Origin of the sequence: Pseudomonas taiwanensis (assembly GCF_013393345.1) — a bacterium.
In the GTDB taxonomy this organism is placed as follows: Bacteria; Pseudomonadota; Gammaproteobacteria; order Pseudomonadales; family Pseudomonadaceae; genus Metapseudomonas; species Metapseudomonas resinovorans_C.
Genome location: NZ_QJRF01000069.1, coordinates 440,325 through 461,652 on the forward strand (window position 1 = coordinate 440,325; position 21,328 = coordinate 461,652).

Sequence of the window (21,328 nt, forward strand, 5' to 3'; positions counted from 1 at the left end):
GCGCAGGAAAACGGCGGCGCGGTCAGGCGTTGGGTAACACGATTGTCTTTGGACCTTCATGGTCCGGGCTGATTGCAGCTATTTGCCTGACTGGTATGGCACCTGATGACAAGTAAAGACGCTTTCAGGACATTTTGCTCATTACCGATCAATGGCTTGGCGCAGCAAGCTGAGGTGATTTCAATGGGGTTTCGCAGATGCGCGTCACCTGTGACGGGGGCGACCTGCGGCCGGGTCGGCTGCTAACCTGTGCCCACCTTCAGACATCGGCGCTCCCATGCTCAACCTCTACCACGCCAACGACCTGGAAAGCCTCGGCGAGCTGGCCTGCACGCTGCTCGCGCAACCGCAGCAAGACCCGTTGGCGCCTGCGCGGGTGGTCGTGCCGAGCCAGGGCATGGGCCGCTGGCTGACCCTGCAGCTGGCGCGCAAGCAAGGCATCGCCATGCACCTGGATATCCAGCTGCCCGCGCGGTTCGTCTGGGATGTCACACGCCTGGTGCTGGGCGAGCTGCCGCCGCAATCCGCGTTCAACCCCGTCACCCTGGGCTGGCGCCTCTACGACTGGCTCTGCGAACCCGACAACCTCGCCCAGGCGCCCCGCCTGGCGCAGTACCTGGAGGGCGGCGACGAACGCCGCCGCCTGACTCTCGCCTCGCGTATCGCCGATGTCTTCGACCAGTACCTGCTCTATCGCGACGACTGGCTGGACGCCTGGGAGCGCGGCGAGCTGCTGGGACTGGGCGCCGATGAAGAGTGGCAGGCCCTGCTCTGGCGTGAACTCACCGCCGATGGCCATCCGCACCGTGCGCGCCTGCTGGGCGACCTCCTGGCGCGGCTGCACGCCGGCGACGCCATCGCCGGGTTGCCGGAACGCCTGGTGGTGTTCGGCATCAGCAGCCTGCCGCCGCATCACATGCGTGTGCTGGAAGGCCTCGCACGGCATTGCCAGGTGATCCTCTTTGCCCTCAACCCGTGCCGCGAGGCGTGGGGCGACATTCGCGACATCCGCGAGCTGGCCAGGTTGCCGGAACCGGGCATCGACGATTGGTACCTGGACGTCGGCCACCCGCTGCTGGCCAGCCTCGGCAAGCAGGGCCGCGATTTCTTCGACGCCTTGTTCACCCTGGGCGGCCAGGACATCGGCGTCTATGCCGAGGACGACGACCTGCACGACAGCAGCCTGCTGCGCGCCGTGCAGAACGACATCCTGCGCCTGCGTACCCGCCACCCCGACGAGCGCATGAGCCTGCGTGAGGACGACCGCTCCCTGGAAGTGCACCTTTGCCACTCGCCCCTGCGCGAAGTGGAGGTGCTGCACGATCAGCTGCTGGCGCGCTTCAAGGCCGACCCTGGGCTTACCCCCGACCAGGTGGTGGTGCTGACGCCGGACATCGAGCGCTACGCCCCCTATATCGAAGCGGTCTTCGCCCCCCGTGAAGGCGTGCCGCGTATCCCCTTCAGCCTGGCCGACCGCAGCCTGCGCGCCGAACTGCCGCTGGTGGAGGCCTTCCTCGCCCTGCTGGAGCTGCCGCAAAGCCGCTTCGCCGCCGAGGAACTGCTGGCCTGGCTGGAACAGCCGGCCCTGGCCGCGCGTGCCGGCATCGAGAACGAAGACCTGCCCCTGCTACGCGACTGGCTGCGCGACGCCGGCGTGCGCTGGGGCCGCGATGGCGCCCACCGCGCGCGCCTTGGCCTGCCGGAGGAAGGCGCCTTCAGCTGGCGGCAGGGGCTGGACCGCCTGCTGCTGGGTTTCGCCGCGCCACCGCAACTGGCCGGGGATGCCCCGCCCCTGCTTGGTGACAACTGGCCGCTGGATGCCCTGGAAGGGGCACGCGCGCAGTTGCTTGGCCGTCTGGCGGGCTTCGTCCAGCGCCTTGGCGTCCTTGCGGATGACATGGCCCGGCCGCGACCGCTGGCGGAGTGGGCGGAGACGCTGCAGGGGCTGATCGACCTGCTGTTCGATGAGCGCGAAGCCGGCGACACCCTGTTGCTGCTGTCCCAGGCCTGCGGTGCCTTGCGCGAGCAGGCCGAAGCCGCCGGCATCGAACGCCCTCTGGAACTGGCCCTGGTGCGCCAGCACCTGGTGGCGGCATTGGACCAGGGCAGCGGCGCTTCCGGTTTCCTGACCGGCGCGGTGACCTTCTGCACCATGGTGCCCATGCGCAGCCTGCCGTTCCGCCAGGTCTGCCTGCTCGGCCTGGACGACGGCGCCTTCCCGCGCCGCACCCCGGCGGCCGGCTTCGATCTGATCAGCCGCAAACCCCGGCGCGGTGACCGCGCCCGGCGTCTGGATGATCGCTACCTGCTGCTGGAAACCCTGCAATCGGCGCGCGATGGCCTTTACCTCAGCTTCGTCGGCCGCGACCCGCGCGACAACGCGCACCTGCCGCCCTCCGTGCTGGTCAGCGAACTGCTGGAAACCATCGACCTCACCGCCATCGCCGGTGAGCACAAGGCGAGCGAGCGCGTGCTGGTGATGCATCCGCTGCAGCCCTTCGCCTCGGGCAACTTCGCCGGGGGCCAGCAGGTCGGCTTTGCCGCACCCTGGTTCCGCGCGGCGCAGCGCCTGGCGGAAACACCGCAAGCGGCCGCCGCGCCCTTTGCGCTGCCGCTGCCGGAACCCGATGCCGATTGGCTGACCCTGGAGCCCTCACAGCTGATCCAGTGCTTCCGCCACCCGGCGCGTTTCCTGCTCGAGCAACGTCTGGGCCTGCGCCTGGCGGACACGGAGGAAGCCCTGGCCAGCGACGAACCCTTCAGTCTCGAAGGTCCGGCCTGGCGCGGCCTGCGTCAGCTCGCCCTGGATGCGGTGGAGCGCGACTGGTCAGAGTCCGACGAAAAACGCATCGCCCGCGCCGCCGGCTGGTTGCCGGTCGGCGAACTGGGCCACGCCCTGTGGGGCCAGTTGCGAGGCCCGGTACGCGCCTTCGCGCCGCGCCTGTTCGAAGCGCGGCCGGAGGCTGTGCCGCAACCGTTGCTGGTGGATATCGAACTGGCCGGGGTGCGCATCCACGGCTGGCTCGACGGGGTGACGCCCGAGGGCCTCTTCGGCTGGCGCCTGAACCGCCTCGGCGAATGGGAGCTTGCCCCGTTCTGGCTGCGCCACCTGCTCCTCAACCTCGCCGCCACGCCGGGCATAGCGCGCGACAGCCGCCTGCTCTCTCCGGCTGGCGACTGGCAGGCCGGCCCGTTGCCCAACGCCCGAGAATTGCTGGAGCCCTGGCTGCACGCTTATCGCGAAGCCCTCTGCGCGCCGCTGCCGCTGCTGACCAAGGCCAGCTACGGCTTCGCCCACGGTCTGCGCAAACCCGGCCGCAAGGAACCGATCGAGGCTGCCCGCTCCAAGGCACGGGTGGCCTGGGACGGGATCGACTTCGGCCCGCTCGGCGAATCCCAGGACCCCTGGTACGCCCTCGCCTTCCGCGACCGCGAACCCCTGGGCGAGCGCTTCGAACAACTGGCCGAAACCCTCTACGGCCCGGCACTGGATGCCCTGTCGGGAGATGACGATGAGGAGTGATGCCGTGCCAACACAAATCGCCCTCACCCCAGCCCTCTCCCCGAGGGAGAGGGAGCTTTCTCCGTGCCTCGCTGAATCAGGTGTTCACCCTGTGGGGGCGAATTCATTCGCGAAGCAGGCCGCAGGCCTGTCGACTGAGGAACGCCCATGAGCCTCGACCTGCTCAAGGACCCCTTCACCGGCCGCAGCCTGATCGAGGCCAGCGCCGGTACCGGCAAGACCTGGACCCTGACCGCCCTGTACGCGCGCCTGTTGCTGGAGCGCCAGCTCGGCGTCGGGCAGATTCTCGTGGTGACCTACACCACCGCCGCCACCGCTGAACTGCGTGAGCGCATTCGCGCGCGACTCGCGGCGTTGCTCGCCATGTACGAGGGCGCGCCGGCCGCCGATCCGGTATTGGCCGGGCTCCACGCGCAGTACCCCGGCGAAGACGCCCACCGCCGCCTGCTGCTCGCGGTGCATGGTTTCGACGAGGCCGCGATCTTCACCATCCACGGTTTCTGCCAACGTGCCTTGCAGGACGCCGCGTTCGAAGCCGGAGGCGACTTCGACAGCGAACTGGCCACCGACGACCGCGAGGTGCTGGATGCGCTGCTCGCCGATCTCTGGCGGCGCGAGCTGGCGGAAGCCGAACCGGCCTGGGCGCGCTTCCTCGCGCAGAAGCGGATCACCCCTGCTTCATTGCGCCAGCGCCTGCGTTCGCACCTCGGCAAACCCTACCTGCGGATCGAGCCGAGGGAACTGCAGGGGGGTGACCTGTCCGTCGCGAGTGAAGCCTGGAGCCATGCGCAAGGTTTCTGGCAGCGCCAGGGTCCCGAATGCGTGGCCCTCCTCGCCCAGCTCGACGGACTCAACAAGCGCAGTTACGACGCTGCCAGGTTCGCGCTCTGGCAGACCGAACTGGACGCCTACTTCGCCGATCCGGCCGCCCTCTTCGCCGCACCCACGGGCCTGGAAAAGCTCGGCACCGAGGCACTGGAGAAGGCCACCAAAAAGGGCTTCGATGCGCCGGACCATGCCGTCTGCGCCGCGCTGCAACGGCTCTTCGATGCCCTGGCCGAAGCCGCTCCCGCCGGCGAGGCCCGCCTGATCGATCTGCAGGTCCGCCTGCTGGACACCCTCAATCGCGAACTGCCGGCGCGCAAGGCGGCCCAGCGCCTGCTGGCATTCGACGATCTGCTCAATCGCCTCGACGATGCCCTGCGTGGCTCGGCCGGCGACGCCTTGGGCGAGGCTCTGCGCGAGCGCTACCCGGTGGCGCTGATCGACGAATTCCAGGACACCGACCCGGTGCAGTACGCGATCTTCCACCGGGTATACGAAGAACAGGGCGACCTCTGCTTCGTCGGCGATCCCAAGCAGGCCATCTACGCCTTCCGTGGAGCCGACCTGGCCACCTACCTCAAGGCCCGCGACGAGGCTGCGCGGCAATACAGTCTGGACACCAACCACCGTTCCACGCCGCAACTGATCGCGGCCCTCAACCGGGTCTTCGACCGACCCCTGCCCTTCGCAGAACCCGGTCTCGACTACCCGCCGGTGGGCGCCAGCAGCAAGGCGCGCGCCCAACTGGTGCTGCCTGAAGCCGGTGCACCGCTGGAGCTCGTGTGGCTGGGCGATGAGCCGCTCGGCAAGGGTGAAGCGGGCTGCGCCGTGGCCACGGATACCGCGCGCCGTATCGCCGGCTTGCTGGCGGCGAGTGCGCGCGGTGAGGCCTATTTCGATGAGGAGGGTGTTTGTTCGCCGCTCAAGGGTGGGGACATCGCCGTGCTGGTGGCTAGTCACCGCCAGGCAGGTGATGTGGCCGCCGAACTGGCCGCCCGTGGCGTACCCAGCGTGCGCCGGGGGCGAGACAGCGTCTGGCACAGCGAAGAGGCAGACGAGCTGGCGGCGGTGCTGGCTGCCTACGCCGAGCCGGGGCGCGAAGGCGTGCTGCGCTACGCCCTGTCCACCCGCCTGCTGGGCCGCGACGCCCAGCAACTGGCGCGCTGCCAGGACGACGAACACGCCTGGGACGAGGAGCGCGAGAACGCCGAGCGCTATCACCAGCTCTGGCAGCAACAGGGATTCATGCGTGCCTTCCGCGCCTGGCTTGATGAGCAGGGCGTGGCCGAACGCCTGATCGCCCTGCCCGACGGCGAGCGCCGGCTGACCAACCTCCTCCACCTGGCCGAATTGCTGCAAACCGAAAGTCTCCAGCGCCCCGGCCTGGAGCCGCTGCTGGCCTGGTTCAACGCCCAGCGTGCCGCCGAGAGCCATGGCGACGATGCGCTGCTGCGCCTGGAAAGCGATGCCGAGCGGGTGCAGATCGTCACCGTGCACACCAGCAAGGGCCTGGAGTATCCGCTGGTGTTCTGCCCCTACCTCTGGGACGGCGCCTTGTTGCGCCGCGATGAGGACATCACCTGCCATGCCGAGGACGGCACGCCGTTGCTCGACCTGGGTGGCGAGGATTTCGACAGCCACCGCGCCACTGCCCGTCGCGAACGCTTTGCCGAGCGTTTGCGTCTGGCCTACGTGGCCCTGACCCGCGCCCGCGATCGCCTCTGGCTGCATTGGGGCCCTGTCGCGCTGCCCAAGGCGAAAAAGGATGGCGAGTTGCCGGAGGACGGCCTGCACAGTTGCGCCCTCGCCTGGCTGCTGCATGGCCGCGAACTGGACGAAGCCGATGTGCTGGCCGCCCTCGCCCAGCATCTGGCCAGTCGCGACGGCGCTGCCCTGCGCGTCGAGCTGGAAACCCTGGCCGCCGCCAGCGAAGGTCAGATCGCCGTTGTCGCACCGCGCGACGAAGAGGCCAGCGCCCAGGGCGAGTCCCGTGCCCTGCCCCCGGCCGATCTCGCCACCCTGGAGCGAACGCTGGCCAGTGCCTGGCGGGTGGGCAGCTTCTCGGGACTTGCCGCTGGCCTGCATATGGAAGCGCCCGATCGCGATGGTCTGGTGATACCGCCGGCCACCGAGCCGGGCAGCGGCTTCTTCGCCTTTCCCCGTGGCGCTCGTGCCGGTACCTGCCTGCACGCGGTGCTGGAAGACTGGATGCGCGGCGAAAGCGAGTTGCCGGTTCTGGTGCAGAGGCATTTGCAGGGTCACGGCTTGCCGGATAGCTGGGCGGAGATCGCCAGCGCCCATCTACAGCTGGTGCTGGATGCCGATCTGGACGGCAGGGGCCTGCGCCTGTCCGCCCTCGCCGCCCACCGCCGACTGCCGGAGCTGGGCTTCACTTTCCCGGTGGCTGGGCTGGATGTCTTACGTCTGCGGGCGATCCTCGCCGACCCTGTCCACGCACTCCCGGATGCCATGCGCGTGGCCGCCGAGCGTTTGGAGTTCGACACCTTGAAAGGCTTCATGAAGGGCTTCATCGACCTGACCTTCGAACATGACGGCCGTTGGTACATTGCCGACTACAAGTCCAACTGGCTGGGCCCGGATGCCAGCTACTACGGCGGCGAGCGGCTGACACAAGCCATTGCCGCCGAGCACTATCACCTGCAGTACCTGATATATCTGGTGGCCCTGAGACGCTTCCTGCGCCAGCGCCTGGACGGCTTTTCCAGCGAGCAGCTGGGCGGTGCCTTGTACCTGTTCCTGCGTGGAATGCCGGACGCGGGTGTGTTCTTCCATCGTCCTGCCGACAGCCTGCTGGATGCGCTGGACCTGCTGTTCGAGGAGGGCCGTTGATGGGCCTGGCCGACTGGTCCCTGGGGCCGCTGGAGCGTCATTTCACCGAGAGCCTGCAACGCCTCGACCCGCAGGCGCCGGACTGCGTACTGGCCGCTGCCGCGCTGTGTTGCCAGGCGCTGGGGGAAGGCGATGTCTGTCTGCCGCTGGCGCGCTGGGCCGGGCAATCGCTGTTCGTCGAGAGCGGCCCCGGTGTCCAGGCCCCCGCCCTGCCCGACTGGCTCACCGCGCTGCAGGCATCGCCCTTGGTGGCGACGCCCGGCGGCTATGCGCCCCTGACCCTGGATGGTGCCCGCCTCTACCTCAGCCGCTATCACGCCTATGAGGCACAGCTGGCGGAGAACCTGCTGCGACGGGCATCCGCGCGGCCGGAAGTGGACGAAGCGCAGCTCAGTGAATCCCTGGCGCGGCTGTTCGCCCGCAATACGCAGCAACCGGACTGGCAGCGCCTGGCCGCAGCCCAGGCGGTGCGCCGTAACCTGGCGGTGATCTCCGGCGGCCCCGGCACCGGCAAGACCACGACGGTGGTGCGTCTGCTCGCCGCCTTGCTGGAACAGCCGGGCGGCGAGCGGCTCGCCATCGGCCTGGCGGCGCCCACCGGCAAAGCCGCCGCGCGCATGGCCGAGGCCATCCGAAACGCCAAGGCCGAACTGCCGGTGAGCGACGCCATCAAGGCAGCCCTTCCCGAAGAGGCGCGGACCCTGCACCGTCTCCTCGGTAGCCGGGGCGATACGCCGCAGGTTCGTCATCACGCTGACAATCCGCTGCCCCTGGATGTACTGGTGGTGGACGAAGCGTCCATGGTCGACCTGGCGCTGATGGCCAAGCTGCTCGCGGCCCTGCCCCCCAACGCCCGGTTGATCCTGCTGGGCGACAAGGACCAGCTGGCGGCGGTGGAAGCCGGTGCTGTGTTCGCCGAACTCTGCGAAGGACGCGGCCTGGATTCCGTGGCGGCGGCCGATCTCACGCGCATCACCGGCCAGCCAGTGCCGGTGGAGCAACCCCGTTCGCGCCTGGGCGATGCCGTGGTGCTGCTGACCCATAGCCACCGCTTTGCCGGCGACAGCGGCATCGGCGAACTGGCGCGACGCATCAATGGCGGCGATTCCCGGGGCACCCTGGAGCTGCTGCGTGGCGGCCATCCGGACCTGGTCTGGAACGCCGGCCCTACGCCGGCTGCCTTGCTGGAGCGGCTGGAGGTGGGTTATGCGCCCTACTTCGCGGCTGTGCGCGCCGCCGACCCGGCATCCGCGTTCGCCGCCTTCAACGGTTTCCGCGCCCTGACCGCCCAGCGCGAAGGTCCCTGGGGTGTGGGTGGAATCAATGAGACCCTGGAGGCCCGCATCAAGCGTCGGCTGGGCGTACCGTCCCGCGAGCGCTGGTACCCCGGCCGGGCGGTGATGGTGCGGCAGAACGACTACGCCCTCGGCCTGTTCAACGGCGATATCGGCCTGTGCCTGGCCACGCCCAACGGACTGCGGGTGTTCTTCGAAGGCGACGAGGGTTATCGCCCCTTCGCGCCGGCGCGGCTGCCTAGCCACGACAGCGCCTTCGCCATGACCGTGCACAAGAGCCAGGGGTCGGAATTCACCGAGGTGCTGCTGGCGTTGCCGGAGCAGCCCAGCCCGCTGCTCAGCCGCGCGCTGTTCTACACCGGCATCACCCGGGCGAAGAAGAAGGTGGAGATCTGGGGACTGCCGGCACGTCTGACGGAAGCGGTATCGACCCGCGCCGAGCGGGCGGCCGGACTGGCGGAGCGCCTGGGCGTGACTGAACAGGCCGACAACCCACCCGCGGCAGCGCCGGCAGCGGCGCCCGGACAGGATCAGCTGAGCCTGTTCTGAGCCTCAATGCGGGATTGGACGTTGCCTCGTTGGGCCTCGCTTCGCTCGGACCAACCTACAGGCCGCTACGCGGGCAAGTAGCTGCATTGCCCGTAGGAGCTGGCTTGCCCAGCGAATGGCCCTTTTTCGCTAGCAAGCCAGCTCCTACAAGGCCGCGTACGGCGATCAGCTGGCGCGTTGGGCTTGCAGCAGGCGATCAGAGCCACCTTCGGCCACACGGTCCAGGACCATGAAGCTGCCTTCGGCGGCAACCGGCTCGACGACCTGGATGTAAGCGCCTTCCTTCGACTCGCCCAGCACCGGCTGGGAGTCGGACGGCAGGGCGAAGACACTGGTGCTCAGGCTGGCGATGAACAGGGCGGCGAAGGCGTGGGTTTTCATGATCGTGGGCTCCTCAATAGGGGCTGAAACTGGGTACGGAGCCAATCTTACGGATGGAGGGTCGATTAAAAAGTGATCACTCTAGATAGAGAACATCGACGCTATTGATGATGTAAAAAGCCTTTTTCAATCAGTGCCTTGCAGGTTTTTCAGGCGCATCTTCGCTCACAGCGGGCGAATCGCCTCGCATCGCCATTCGTCAGCAATCCCTCCCAGGCGTTGAAAGCGGTCAATCCTTCCTGTGTCGCCCGGACCCGGACAGGGAGGTCAGCATGGCCAAGCGCACCACCACGACGAAGCCCCGCAGGAAAGCTGCGCCCAGGCAACTGGATGTCCGCCGCGACTCCATGGATTTTCGTGACCTCACCTATTCCGCATCCCTGGCGCCCTTGCCCGACGAACTCTTCCCGGACTGGCCGTTGCTGCACATCCTCGACCAGGGTGAAGAAGGTGCGTGCACGGGCTTCGGCCTGGCGGCGACGGTCAATTACCTGCGCAGTCGACGCGCGCTGCCCGGCCGGGCCAGCCCGGCGATGCTCTTCGCCATGGCGCGGCGCTATGACCAGTGGCCGGGGGAGAACTACGACTTCAGCAGCGCGCGGGGTGCGATGAAGGGTTGGCACAAGCACGGTGTCTGCCTGGAAGCGACTTGGCCGCTGAAGCGCAAGGGTGGTTTGAACCCGGTCATCCAGCAGGAGGCACTGGATATCCCACTGGGCGCCTATTTCCGGGTCTTCTCGCGCATCAACGATGTACAGGCGGCGCTGCGCGACGTGGGGGTGCTCTTCGCGTCGGCCAGGACCCACGACGGCTGGCGCTCGCCGCGTCGGGGCGTGATCGACTGGAAGCCGGATGCGCTGGATGTGGGCGGCGGGCACGCCTTCGCCATCGTCGGCTACACCCGCGACGGCTTCCTTGTGCAGAACTCCTGGGGCAGCGACTGGGGTGGCTACAGCCGCGACAAGCAGACCCACGCCGGCGTTGCGCTGTGGAGCTACGCGGACTTCGAATGCAATGTCTGGGATGTCTGGGTCGCGCAGTTGGGAGTCAGCGTCAATCACGACGTGACCAACACCGCCACGCGATACGTTGCCGACGGCGGCACCGCGCGCCTCGCGCTGGTCGGGCCGCCGCAGGAAGCGATCTACCTGCATTACCTGCATATCGACAACGGCCAGTTCGACGGCCTGGGCCAATACGCCTCCGATCTGGCGCAGGTGGAGGCCATCATCGAAGAATTGCAGCACAGCAAACCGAGGCACTTGATGCTCTACGCCCATGGCGGCCTGAACAGCGTGAACGGTTCGGCCATGCGGGCCTTCAAGTGGCGGCCGGCCTTCCGTGACAACGGCGTCCACGAACTGCACTTCATCTGGGAAACCGGCTTGCTGGCCGAGCTGGGCGACATCCTGCTGAGCAAATTGCCGCTGGTGGGTGAGCGGGTTGGCGGGGTCAGTTCCTGGTGGGACAACCAGATGGAATGCCTGGTCCAGCCACTGGGCTTTGCCCTCTGGCAGGAGATGAAGCTGGACGCCGAGCGGGCGTTCCAGCCCCGCGCCGCCGGGCAGCTGGTGCTGAAACGTCTGCTGGGCTGGCTGGCAGCACAGGGTGCCGGGGCGCCGAAGGTCCACCTGGTAGGCCACAGCGCAGGTTCCATCTGGCACGCCCATTTGCTGCGGAGCTGGCTGGCGCTGGGTGGTCCGGTCATCGACAACCTGGTGCTGTTCGCACCGGCCTGCACACTGGACCTGTACCAATCGACCTTCCTGAAGGCGCTGGGAAAGGGCATTCGCCAGCAGACCCTGCTCGTCCTGTCGGATCAGGCCGAGCAGGAAGACAACGTTGCCGGGGCCTACCGCAAATCGCTGTTGTATCTGGTTTCCAACGCGCTGGAAGACAAGCTGCGGCGGGTGCCGCTGCTCGGGATGCAGAAATTCCAACCGCCCCAGCAGCCGTCCGGCAGCACCCTGGTGGTGGCAGACACCCGCAACCCCCTCAGTCGGAGCACCAGCCACGGCGGTTTCGACAACGACCTGCAGAGCATGGACAGCCTGCTGAGGCTGGTGCTGGGCGGCGGCAGCTTCCGGGGCTTCAAGGCGGATGAATTGAAGGGGTATTGAGGTTCTTGTAGGGGCGAATTCATTCGCCATGCAGGCCGAAGGTCTGCCCTCAAGTCTGCAGGGGGCTGCTGCGCAGCCCATAGCGAATGAATTCGCCCCCACAGGCTTCTGCAGCAATAAAAAACGGGGCCAATTGGCCCCGTTCTTCATTGCTTCGGCTTACTGCCCAGGAATGTCCTTGCGCAGTTTCACCGGATCTTCCTTGCGACCGCGAGCGATGCGCATGCGGATGTTGAGCGCCTCGACGGCCAGGGAGAAGGCCATGGCGAAGTAGACGTAGCCTTTCGGCACGTGGACTTCGAAGGATTCGGCGATCAGCACGGTACCGACGACAACCAGGAAGGCCAGCGCCAGCATCTTCAGGCTCGGGTGCTTGTCGATGAAGTCGCTGATGGTGCCAGCGGCCAGCATCATTACCAGTACGGCGACGATGATCGCGGCGACCATCACCGGCACGTGGGACACCATGCCGACGGCGGTGATCACCGAGTCCAGGGAGAACACGATGTCGATGATGGCGATCTGGATGATGGTGCCGATGAAGTTGCGCGCCGCGCCCGAAGGCTGCTCGCCGGATTCATCTTCGCCTTCCAGGCTGTGATACATCTCGGTGGTGCTCTTCCACAGCAGGAACAGGCCGCCGAAGAAGAGGATCAGGTCACGGCCGGAGATGCCCTGGCCGAACAGTTCGAACAGGTCGTTGGTGAGCCGCATGATCCAGGTGATGGAGAGCAGCAGCAGGATACGGGTGATCATCGCCAGTGCCAGGCCGAAGAAGCGCGTGCGTGCCTGCATGTGCGGCGGCATGCGGGCCACGAGGATGGCGATCATGATGATGTTGTCGATGCCCAGGACGATTTCCAGGGCGGTCAGGGTGAAGAAGGCGACCCAGATTTCCGGGCTGGTCAGCCATTCCATGATGCGTTGATCCTCGTGAGTTTCTTGGTATGGGGATGGAGTACGAACAAGCCGGAAGGAGCTTACGCAGATTCCGGCTTGAGCGAATGTCAGTTAGCGACTCTCAGTGTGATCCGAAGAGCGGGAACACACCCAGCAGCAGGGCGGCGAGGAGGATACACAGACAAATCATCACCGCCCACTTCAACGTGAAGCGCTGGTGGTCGCCGAACTCCACCTTGGCCAGGCCCACCAGCAGGTAGGTGGAGGGTACCAGCGGACTCAGCAAATGCACCGGCTGGCCTACGATAGACGCTCGCGCCATCTCCACGGGGCTGATGCCGTAATGGCTTGCCGCCTCGGCCAGAACCGGTAACACGCCGTAATAAAAAGCGTCGTTGGACATGAAGAAGGTGAACGGCATGCTGACGATCGCCGTGATCACCGCCATGTAAGGGCCCATCGACGGCGGGATGACCGCCAGCAGGCTCTTGGACATGGCTTCCACCATGCCGGTGCCGGACAGGATGCCGGTGAAGATGCCGGCGGCGAAGATCAGGCCGACGACGGCCAGGACGTTGCCGGCATGGGCCGCGACCCGCTCCTTCTGCTGCTGCAGGCAGGGGTAGTTGATGATCATGGCGATGCTGAAGGCGATCATGAACAGCACCGGCAACGGTAGCAGACCGGTGATCAGGGTCACCATCAGCGCGGCGGTCAGCGCCGCGTTCACCCACAGCAGCTTGGGCCGGCGGGCTTCCGGGAACTGCGAAACGCTGATCTCGTCATGGTTGATCTGGTCATCCGGCAGGTGCAGGACGCCGAGACGGGCGCGCTCGCGTTTGCCGTAGGCCCAGGCGAGGCCGAACAGGGCCATGGCGCCGACGATCATGGCCGGGATCATCGGTACGAAGATGTCCGACGGGTCCACGTGCAAGGCGCTGGCGGCGCGGGCAGTAGGGCCGCCCCAGGGGGTCATGTTCATGATGCCGCCGGCGAGGATGATCAGCCCGGCCATGATCAGCGGGCTCATGCCCAGGCGGCTGTACAGCGGCAGCAGCGCGGCGACGCAGATCATGTAGGTGGTGGCGCCGTCGCCGTCGAGGGAGACGATCAGGGCCAGGGCGGCGGTGCCCATGGACACTTTCAGCGGATCACCCTTCACCAGCTTGAGGATCTTGCACACAGCCGGATCGAACAGGCCTGAGTCGATCATCAGGGCGAAGTAGAGGATGGCGAACATCAGCATCACGCCGGTGGGGGCAAGCTTGCTGATGCCTTCCAGCATCATCGGGCCGATACCTGCGGCGAAGCCGCCGATCAGGGCGAACGTGATGGGGACGATGATCAGGGCGATCAGGGCGGACAGGCGCTTGGTCATGATCAGGTACATGAAGCAGATGACCATGGCGAAGCCGAGCAGAGTCAGCATGGCAGTTCTCCGGACGTGATTCGGGTGGGGCGGGAGGAAATCAGCGCTGGGCCGAAGACGTGCGGAGGACGGGCGGAGGAGTGCCGGGCAGGCAGCGGGAGCAGGGCATGTCGATCACCAATCTTGTTGTTTTCGGGTTACCGGTCGGGTACCGGTAGTGGGGCGGATGCTAAGCCCGCAACCTTTCAGCCAGCTTTCGGCGGTGATCGGTACCGATTACGCGGCTATTTGTCGACGAACGGCGGGCAGGCCGCCATGGCGTCAGCTGGCCAGGGTGCGCATCACCAGCAGCAGGCTGCCGGCGGCGAGCAGGGTCTGCAGGGTGATGATGCCGGCCATCAGGTGGCTGTCGCCGCCGAGCTGGCGGGTCAGCACGTAGGCCGTGGGGGCGGTGGGCAGGGCGAAGAACAGCACCAGGATGCTGCTTTCCATGGCGGGCAAACCGAGCAGGCGGGCGACGGCGAAGGCAAGGACGGGCATGGCCAGCAGGCGCAGGGTGCAGTTCCAGGCGAGGGCCGGGACTTCGCCGGCCAGTTCCTGTGGCCGCAGCGCCGCGCCGACGCAGAGCAGGCCCAGTGGCAGGCTGGCCACTGCCAGCAGGTTGAGCAGACGGTCGGTGCCGCCGGGTAGGCCGAGTCCGGCGAGATTGACCAGCGCGCCGGCCAGGCAGGCGAGGATCAGCGGGTTCTTCGCCATCGGCAACAGCAGGCCGCGCAGGCTTACGCCGCGTTCGGCGGTCAGGGCCCAGACCGACATCAGGTTCACCGTCGGCACCATCAGGGCCAGCATCAGCGCGGCCATTGCCAGCCCGTCTTTGCCGTAGAGACTGCCGATCGCCGCCAGACCCAGGTAGGTGTTGAAGCGCAGGATGCCCTGGGTGATGGCGCCGAAGCGCGCGGCCGGCCAGTTCAGCAGGCGTCGCGCCAGCTGCAGGGCGGCCCAGCCGATGCCGAGTCCCAGGAATACCGCCAGGGCCAGGCGGGGTAGCGCCGGGTTGTCGAGCGGCGCGGTGGCCAGGCTGCTGAAGAGCAGGGCGGGGAACAGGATGAAGTAGTTCAGGCGCTCGGCGGCGGGCCAGAAGGCTTCGCCGGGGAAGTCCCAGCGGCGCAGCAGGTAGCCGCCGATGATCAGCGCGAAGAGGGGCCAGAGGGCTTCGAGAAGGGTCAGCACGGCGACATCCGGGTCAGCTGGGGCGTCCCATCTTCAGGTCCGGATCGGCCGTATGCAACCGCCTGCTAGGGTGAAAGACAGCGCTCAAGCCGGAGACCACCATCATGGCTGAACTCCACACCGGCGGCTGTCATTGCGGGCAGCTGCGTTATGCCGTCGAGGCACCCCTGGGCGATGTCGCCCATTGCCATTGCTCGATCTGCCGGCGCACCACCGGCGGCATTGTCACCACCTGGGCGACCGTGCCGCTGGCGAGCTTCCGCTGGACGAGCGGAACGCCCGCCGAGTACGCCTCATCCGCGAGCTGCATCCGCTACTTCTGTCCGCGTTGCAGCAGCCAGCTGGCGCTGTTCACCAGCCTCAGCCCCGGCACCCTGGACCTCACCATCGCCACCCTGGACCAGCCCGAAGCCGTTGCTCCCAAGCGGCACATCTGGGTGAAGAGCCGCTTGCCCTGGCTGAGCCTGGACCCGCAGTTGCCGGAGGAGGATGAGGAAACGTTGTAAGCGGGTAGTGACGGAGGCGCGATGCAGGCCTCGTAGGTTGGGTAGAGCTCCGCGAAACCCAACGGCCCCGAGTGCGGAATCGTTGGGCTTCGCTTCGCTCTGCGCCAACCTACGGAGAGCACATTTCGCGCCCTACGGCCCGGAATCTAGGTCGTGCCCCGACCGTAGGATGGGTGGAGCGGAGCGATACCCATCAGCAAGGAATCAAGGGAGCACGAGGCCGCCAGCATCCTTGTGCAACTGGCGCAGGTGCGCGCCGATGGCCTTGAGGTTGGCCTCGGTGGCGTTCAGCTCGGCCATGCGCTGGGGTTCCAGCAGGCTGCGGACTTCGCGGTCGAGGTCAACGCTGAGTTTGTGCATGGTTTGCTGACGGGTGCTGCTTTCGGCCTCCAGGCGCTGCCACTCCGCGCTCTGCGGCAGGCCGTAGCCACCTTGCAGCAGTTCAGCCGGGCGGCTGAGGAATCCGCTGTTGGCGAGCATCTGTTCCAGGGTCCCGCCGGCCTTGGCGAAGCGTGTCTGTCCGGCCTGTTCGCGGGAGCTCAGGTAGTTGCGCTTGAGCTCGTCCTGGGCCAACAGCAGCTGGCGGCGTTGGGCAGCCTGTTCCAGCAGGAGCAGGGCGGCACTGGCACGCAGGTCGGCTTTGTCGAACCAGGGGCGGCGTTGTTCGGCGGTAAGCTCCAGCCAGTCCTCGACTTCTTTCTGGGGCACCTCGAGGCGCTCGCGGAGAATCTTGAACATGGCCTGGTAGCGGTCACGGAAGGAGTCGAAGCGATACCCCAGGCGCAGCGCTTCCTTGGGGTCGTCCAGTGGCGTGCGGTCAGCGACACCGCGGCCTTCCAGGAGCTTGAGCAGGCCGTTGGGCATGATGCTGTCGAGATCTCGCAGCGCCGGGTGGTCGGTGCCGCTGCGCAGCAGTTTGAGGGTTTCCACCGCGCAGTTGTTGGAGAGGAACCAGTAGTCGCCGTCGTAGCTCCAGTGCATCTCGGCGGCATGCTCCACCAGGGTTTCCACTTCCTCGCGGCTGAGCTTGAGCGGCACTGAAGCGAGGCTGCGCAGTTCCACCTTGGTGTATTCCTCGATCACCTGATGCAACGGCAGCACGAACAGGCGCGAAGGGTAGGCGCCGGTGAGGCCGTCCCAGCTCGACAGTTGCACGTCGCCGACGAAGGCGCGGTAGGACAGCACCAGATGCTGGTCGAGGTCGAGGCGGCAGTCCGGCCCGCGCGGGCGGCCAGGGGCGCAGATCACCAGGCGCAGCATGCTGTGACCCCAGCGGCTCACCCAGTTCTGGTTGGCTTCGGCGAACAGGTAGTCGACTTCGTAGACACGGTCCGGGTCGAGTTTGCCCAGGGGCTGCTTGCCGAAGTCGCGGCCGGCGTTGAGGTAGGCGTAGCCGTCGTTGCAGGTGGCCTGATGTTCAGGTGCCCAGCCGAAATGTTCGCGGTAATAGCGGTAGAGCGCAGGACGGCGGCAGGCGTAGGCCGGGTCGAGGAGGAAGTACTCCATGTTCACTGCGACGAATTCGCGGGCGTTCTTCAGCTCGTAGATATCCGGGCTGCGCGCCACCTGATGATTGTCCTGCTCGCGCTGCCCGCGCTTGCCGACGTACTGGGGCCAGCCGGCGAGGTCGAGAAGGCGCGGGTCGTCACTCAGGGTGAAACGGCGTTCTGTCTGGCCCCGGCAGTCGCCGGGCAGGCCCACTCGGCCGTTGCTGGATGCCTGGTTGCGACAACGGAACTGTTGCGTCTTTTCGGCGGGGGACCAGAGGCGCGCGCGGTCGTAGAGATGGGTCAGTTCGTGAAGCACGGTGGCGAGCATTTCGCGGCGCACAGTGCCGTGGACGCGGTTGGTCTTCTGGGTCGCCCCACGGCCGTCGGTGAGGCCCGGCAGCAGATTGCGGTTGAGCACCAGGGCGTCGAAGCGGGTGGCACGGCCGTAGCCGTTCTCGGGCAGGTCGTCGCTCCAGCCCACTGTCACCTCGCGGTCCAGCCGCTCGACGAAGGACGGGGGCAGGGCCGCGAGGGCTTCGTCGAGTAGCTGTTGGCTGGCCTGACGCTGGGGCGTGGTCAGCCCTTCGTCATCCAGTACCAGGCGCAATTCGGCCCGGGCAGTACCGGCCAGCAGCAGGACGCTCAGGCCGAGCAGGCGCAACCAGGTGTTCAGGGGCTGATGCTCGCGTGGGTCAGAGGGCGACGATGGTTTCCGCCAGGGCCAGGTCGCTGGCCTCGCGGGCTTGCGGGAACTGTTCGCGCAGGGCGGCGAAGGCGGCTTCCAGCTGGGCGCCACGGATCTCGCCGGCGCTGGCGACGAAGCTGGCGGCGTCATCGCGGGCGGCCACGACCACTTTCATGTCGCGGATCGAAGTGGTGGTATCGGAGGTGAAATCGAGGGTGCGGTCCAGCGCGCGGACGATGATGTTGCTGGTCGCCACCAGGGTCTGGGCCTGGGCGGCACCGGCTACGAGGAAAAGGGCGATGGCTGCGACAGACAGCGAGCGGCGCATGGAAGCTCTCCGAAGGAAATTTCTAAGGTATTGGACGGAAATACCCTACGGCGGTTCTATGCCGCGGGCATCGGGCGCGAAGGTTAGCGGAATGGACGGACGAGGGCCAGGCGCTGCGGGGCATGCAGGCCGATGGACCGCGCAATGCGCGGCCCCGGAGTGTGCCGTCAGAGCGTCAGGATGGCCTGGGCCAGTTGGAGATCGCTGGCCGCCAGTTGCGGCTGGGTGGAGCGGATGTGCTTGAACGCGGCTTCCAGCTGGGCACCCCGGATATCGCCGGAGCTGGCCACGAAGCTGGCGGCATCGTCACGGGCTGCGAGCACGATCTTGTCATCCTTGAAGGAAGAGGTGACATCGGACGTGGCATCGGAGGTTGCCGCGACGGCGTTGACGACGGCGTCAGTGGTTACCACGAAGCTGGTGGCCGATGCGCTGGTGGCGAGCGCCAACAGGGCGGCGGCGCTGAGTAGGCGAAGAGAGGTCATGGGGGCTCCTTTTTACAGACCAATGCGGCAGCGCGAGAAGCGCTGCCGGCTGGGGAAAAGCCTAGTCAAAGTGACGCTTGCGGGCCAGTGCTGGCCAGGAGCCTGCCATTCCTCGGACAGACGCAGCAGCTGTCAGCGCCAGAAGGGACGTTCCAGTTCCTGATAGCGCTCGCTCGGACTGATACCCACATCTGCCAGCGCGCGCGGGTCCAGCTGCGCGAGCTGGTGCCGGGTGCGGGCGTTGCGCCGCCACATGGCAATGGTGGCGAACAGTCGCAGGTACCAGTGGGTACGCGGGCTGGTCGTGTGCAATTGGGCGGAGGCAGTGAGGATGCGGTCCATGGCGCTCGTCCTTCCCGCGGCAATGCGGGGATGGGTTATGGAAGGCCATGATCTCGTTCTGCGCGAAGACTGTGCAGTCACAGCAATGGTGAATTGTGCTGTATCAGATGTATTTGAGATAAAACTGTAATGGTCTGATCTGACGCAGCTGTGCCGGCCCGCTTTCCATCCCAGTCTTACCCGCGGCGCTTTTTCAGGAACCAGAAACGACGAAACCCGTCGCTGGCGGCGACGGGTTCTGTCTGGGGTGTTGCTGTCGGGCCGTTTGGCCCGGCGAACTGCTTAGCGCCAGAAGGGCTTGTGCAGCTCGGCTTCGCGCTGGGCTTCGCTGATACCAGCGTCAGCCAACAGGCGGGGGTCCAGCATGGCCAGTTGATGACGGCTGGCGATGCGGCGCTGCCACAGCAGCAGGGTGGAAACGGTGCGCAGGGCCCACGAGGATTTCGGGGATTGTTCGGCACTTTCGAAAATCAGGTCGGAACTGAGGGTACGTTCCATGGCGGCAGGTCCTTCCCGCTTGTGGCGGGGCTTGGTTATCAACTGGTGCCTATGATCTACCCGGAACAGCCGCCACTGTAGTCACAGTTGCTCTAAATTGTGTTGGCCTTTATTAGCATGCTTATCAACTGTTTCGCTGAAATTGTAGGGAACTGTATGGGTGCCCCGTTGAATCACTCGTGATCCAACGGGGAACCATAGTTTTTCCTGTTAAGGCAGCGGAAAGCAGGATTTTTGAACAGTACAGTTCCGGATTTTCAGAAACTGTTTTTTGATCTTTTTGTCAGAATCAAAGGTTACAAGGCCATAACTGTTTTGTTCCAACCGGTTCAGCTGGCCAGCATTCGTCCGGTTTCTTCCAGATTGATATGCCAGGCCATGGCTTCACGCAGCACGTGGGGGGTATGCCCGCCCTTGGCGCAGGCCGCGTCGAAGTAGTTCTGTAATGGTTGACGGAAATCCGGGTGAACACAGTTGTCGATGATCGCGCGCGCTCGCTCGCGGGGCGCCAGACCGCGCAAGTCGGCCAAACCCTGTTCGGTGACGAGGATGTCCACATCGTGCTCGGTATGGTCCACGTGGCTGACCATCGGCACCACGCTGGAAATCGCGCCGCCCTTGGCGATGGACTTGGTGACGAAGATGGCCAGGTGGGCGTTCCGGGCGAAATCGCCGGAGCCGCCAATGCCGTTCATCATTTTCGTACCACCCACGTGCGTCGAGTTGACGTTGCCGTAGATGTCGAACTCGAGCGCGGTGTTGATCCCGACGATGCCCAGGCGCCGTACCACTTCCGGGTGGTTGGAGATTTCCTGCGGGCGCAGCACCAGCTTGTCCTTGTAGCGCTCCAGGTTGCCGAAGACATCACTGTTGCGGCGCGCCGACAGGGTGATGGAGCTGCCGGAGGCGAAGCTCAGCTTGCCGGCGTCGATCAGGTCGAAGGTGGAGTCCTGTAGTACCTCGGAGTACATCGTGAGGTCCTGGAAGGGCGACTCGATCAGGCCGCACATCACGGCGTTGGCAATGCTGCCGATGCCGGCCTGCAGTGGCGCGAGGTTGTTGCTCATGCGCCCGGCTTCCACTTCACGCTTGAAGAAGTCGATCAGGTGGTCGGCGATGGCCTGGGTCTCGTGATCCGGCGGCAGTACAGTCGACAGGGAGTCCGGCTGATCGGTGATGACGATGGCGGCGATCTTCGCCGGGTCGATCGGGATGGCGGTGCCACCGATGCGGTCATCCACGCGGGTCAGCGGGATCGGCGTGCGGGTCGGCCGGTAGGTCGGGATATAGATGTCGTGCAGGCCTTCCAGGTTGGGGTTGTGCGCCAGGTTGATCTCGACGATCACGCGCTTGGCGAAAATCGCGAAGCTGGCGGAGTTGCCCACGGAGGTGGTCGGTACGATGTGGCCTTCTTCAGTGATGGCCACGGCTTCGATCACCGCGATGTCTGGCAGCTTGAGCTGGTGGTTGCGCAGCTGCTCGACGGTTTCCGACAGGTGCTGGTCGATGAACATCACCTCGCCCGCGTTGATCGCCTTGCGCAGGGTGCTGTCCACCTGGAACGGCATGCGGCGCGCCAGCACACCGGCTTCGGTGAGCTGCTTGTCGAGGTCATTGCCGAGGCTGGCGCCGGTCATCAGGCTGATCTGCAGCGGCTGCTCCTTGGCTCGCACGGCCAGCGCCTGGGGCACGGCTTTGGCTTCACCTGCACGGGTGAAGCCGCTCATGCCAACGGTCATGCCGTCTTCGATCAGGGCAGCGGCGTCGGCCGCACTCATCACCTTGTCCAGCAGGGAGGACAGGCGCACGCGCTCGGAGTACATGGGGAAAACCTCGGACAACGGGGTAGGAGCCGCGCAGTCTAGGGGCTGGCGGGGCGTCCGACTTCTATACCAAGGTCGAAGAAATGGCTCTATTCAGGGCCTTTTGTCGGTTGGTCAGGTTGTCAGGGC

At 66.2% G+C, this 21,328-nt stretch carries 15 protein-coding genes; 5 read left to right on the forward strand and 10 right to left on the reverse strand.

What is annotated here, in order from left to right; all coding sequences use genetic code 11:
• Nucleotides 1-277 precede the first annotated feature (277 nt).
• From recC to recD, 3 genes are all read left to right on the forward strand, one after another.
• Nucleotides 278-3,523 (forward strand): exodeoxyribonuclease V subunit gamma, encoded by a 3,246-nt coding sequence (recC, locus tag DM872_RS22780; RefSeq protein ID WP_179061555.1) that lies wholly within the window; start codon nt 278-280, stop codon nt 3,521-3,523.
• A 147-nt stretch (nt 3,524-3,670) separates the two neighbouring features.
• On the forward strand, nt 3,671-7,198 hold the full coding sequence (gene recB / locus DM872_RS22785; RefSeq protein WP_179061556.1) for an exodeoxyribonuclease V subunit beta: 3,528 nt from the start codon (nt 3,671-3,673) through the stop codon (nt 7,196-7,198).
• Complete coding sequence (gene recD, locus DM872_RS22790) at nt 7,198-9,042, forward strand: exodeoxyribonuclease V subunit alpha (protein ID WP_179061557.1); 1,845 nt, start codon at nt 7,198-7,200, stop codon at nt 9,040-9,042. Before recB ends, recD begins: the two co-directional genes overlap by 1 nt.
• 165 nt (nt 9,043-9,207) lie before the next feature.
• On the opposite strand, the gene DM872_RS22795 is transcribed toward recD, so the two are convergent.
• Entirely contained in the window at nt 9,208-9,423 is a 216-nt protein-coding gene (locus DM872_RS22795) for a hypothetical protein (RefSeq protein WP_256873454.1), read from the reverse strand.
• 272 nt (nt 9,424-9,695) lie between these two features.
• On the opposite strand from DM872_RS22795, the gene DM872_RS22800 reads away from it, so the two are divergent.
• Nucleotides 9,696-11,543, forward strand: coding sequence for a C1 family peptidase (locus DM872_RS22800; protein WP_179061558.1), 1,848 nt, complete (start codon nt 9,696-9,698; stop codon nt 11,541-11,543).
• A 159-nt stretch (nt 11,544-11,702) separates the two neighbouring features.
• Here the strand turns inward: DM872_RS22800 and DM872_RS22805 are convergent, their stop codons facing one another.
• From DM872_RS22805 to DM872_RS22815, 3 genes are all read right to left on the reverse strand, one after another.
• Complete coding sequence (locus tag DM872_RS22805) at nt 11,703-12,461, reverse strand: TerC family protein (RefSeq protein ID WP_077527602.1); 759 nt, start codon at nt 12,459-12,461, stop codon at nt 11,703-11,705.
• Between the two features lie 103 nt (nt 12,462-12,564).
• Nucleotides 12,565-13,872 carry a CitMHS family transporter gene (locus tag DM872_RS22810; protein ID WP_179061559.1) on the reverse strand — a complete coding sequence of 436 codons (1,308 nt, stop codon included), beginning with the start codon at nt 13,870-13,872 and terminating at the stop codon, nt 12,565-12,567.
• Between the two features lie 261 nt (nt 13,873-14,133).
• Nucleotides 14,134-15,042: an AEC family transporter gene (locus DM872_RS22815; protein WP_179061560.1), complete on the reverse strand. Its 909-nt coding sequence runs from the start codon at nt 15,040-15,042 to the stop codon at nt 14,134-14,136.
• Nucleotides 15,043-15,146: 104 nt separating this feature from the next.
• Here DM872_RS22815 and DM872_RS22820 point away from each other — a divergent pair, with 104 nt between their 5' ends.
• Complete coding sequence (locus DM872_RS22820) at nt 15,147-15,548, forward strand: GFA family protein (RefSeq protein ID WP_179061561.1); 402 nt, start codon at nt 15,147-15,149, stop codon at nt 15,546-15,548.
• 204 nt (nt 15,549-15,752) lie between these two features.
• Here the strand turns inward: DM872_RS22820 and DM872_RS22825 are convergent, their stop codons facing one another.
• The 6 genes from DM872_RS22825 to DM872_RS22850 form a co-directional block, all read right to left on the reverse strand.
• Nucleotides 15,753-17,711, reverse strand: coding sequence for an Lnb N-terminal periplasmic domain-containing protein (locus DM872_RS22825; protein ID WP_444860452.1), 1,959 nt, complete (start codon nt 17,709-17,711; stop codon nt 15,753-15,755).
• 19 nt (nt 17,712-17,730) lie between these two features.
• Nucleotides 17,731-18,051: a DUF2388 domain-containing protein gene (locus DM872_RS22830; protein WP_179061562.1), complete on the reverse strand. Its 321-nt coding sequence runs from the start codon at nt 18,049-18,051 to the stop codon at nt 17,731-17,733.
• Nucleotides 18,052-18,218: 167 nt separating this feature from the next.
• Entirely contained in the window at nt 18,219-18,536 is a 318-nt protein-coding gene (locus DM872_RS22835) for a DUF2388 domain-containing protein (RefSeq protein ID WP_179061563.1), read from the reverse strand.
• A 132-nt stretch (nt 18,537-18,668) separates the two neighbouring features.
• A complete protein-coding gene (locus DM872_RS22840; protein WP_179061564.1) occupies nt 18,669-18,878 on the reverse strand; it encodes a DUF1127 domain-containing protein in 210 nt (69 codons plus the stop codon).
• 282 nt (nt 18,879-19,160) lie between these two features.
• Complete coding sequence (locus tag DM872_RS22845) at nt 19,161-19,376, reverse strand: DUF1127 domain-containing protein (RefSeq protein ID WP_077524279.1); 216 nt, start codon at nt 19,374-19,376, stop codon at nt 19,161-19,163.
• A 329-nt stretch (nt 19,377-19,705) separates the two neighbouring features.
• Nucleotides 19,706-21,199: an acetyl-CoA hydrolase/transferase family protein gene (locus DM872_RS22850; RefSeq protein WP_179061565.1), complete on the reverse strand. Its 1,494-nt coding sequence runs from the start codon at nt 21,197-21,199 to the stop codon at nt 19,706-19,708.
• Nucleotides 21,200-21,328: the final 129 nt, after the last annotated feature.

Bases quoted from the DNA above. Each gene is read 5' to 3' on its own strand.
- recC (WP_179061555.1), top strand. From the start codon at position 278: ATGCTCAACCTCTACCACGCCAACGACCTGGAAAGCCTCGGCGAGCTG.
- recB (WP_179061556.1), top strand. From the start codon at position 3,671: ATGAGCCTCGACCTGCTCAAGGACCCCTTCACCGGCCGCAGCCTGATC.
- recD (WP_179061557.1), top strand. From the start codon at position 7,198: ATGGGCCTGGCCGACTGGTCCCTGGGGCCGCTGGAGCGTCATTTCACC.
- DM872_RS22795 (WP_256873454.1), bottom strand. From the start codon at position 9,423: ATGAAAACCCACGCCTTCGCCGCCCTGTTCATCGCCAGCCTGAGCACC.
- DM872_RS22800 (WP_179061558.1), top strand. From the start codon at position 9,696: ATGGCCAAGCGCACCACCACGACGAAGCCCCGCAGGAAAGCTGCGCCC.
- DM872_RS22805 (WP_077527602.1), bottom strand. From the start codon at position 12,461: ATGGAATGGCTGACCAGCCCGGAAATCTGGGTCGCCTTCTTCACCCTG.
- DM872_RS22810 (WP_179061559.1), bottom strand. From the start codon at position 13,872: ATGCTGACTCTGCTCGGCTTCGCCATGGTCATCTGCTTCATGTACCTG.
- DM872_RS22820 (WP_179061561.1), top strand. From the start codon at position 15,147: ATGGCTGAACTCCACACCGGCGGCTGTCATTGCGGGCAGCTGCGTTAT.
- DM872_RS22830 (WP_179061562.1), bottom strand. From the start codon at position 18,051: ATGCGCCGCTCGCTGTCTGTCGCAGCCATCGCCCTTTTCCTCGTAGCC.
- DM872_RS22835 (WP_179061563.1), bottom strand. From the start codon at position 18,536: ATGACCTCTCTTCGCCTACTCAGCGCCGCCGCCCTGTTGGCGCTCGCC.
- DM872_RS22840 (WP_179061564.1), bottom strand. From the start codon at position 18,878: ATGGACCGCATCCTCACTGCCTCCGCCCAATTGCACACGACCAGCCCG.
- DM872_RS22845 (WP_077524279.1), bottom strand. From the start codon at position 19,376: ATGGAACGTACCCTCAGTTCCGACCTGATTTTCGAAAGTGCCGAACAA.
- DM872_RS22850 (WP_179061565.1), bottom strand. From the start codon at position 21,199: ATGTACTCCGAGCGCGTGCGCCTGTCCTCCCTGCTGGACAAGGTGATG.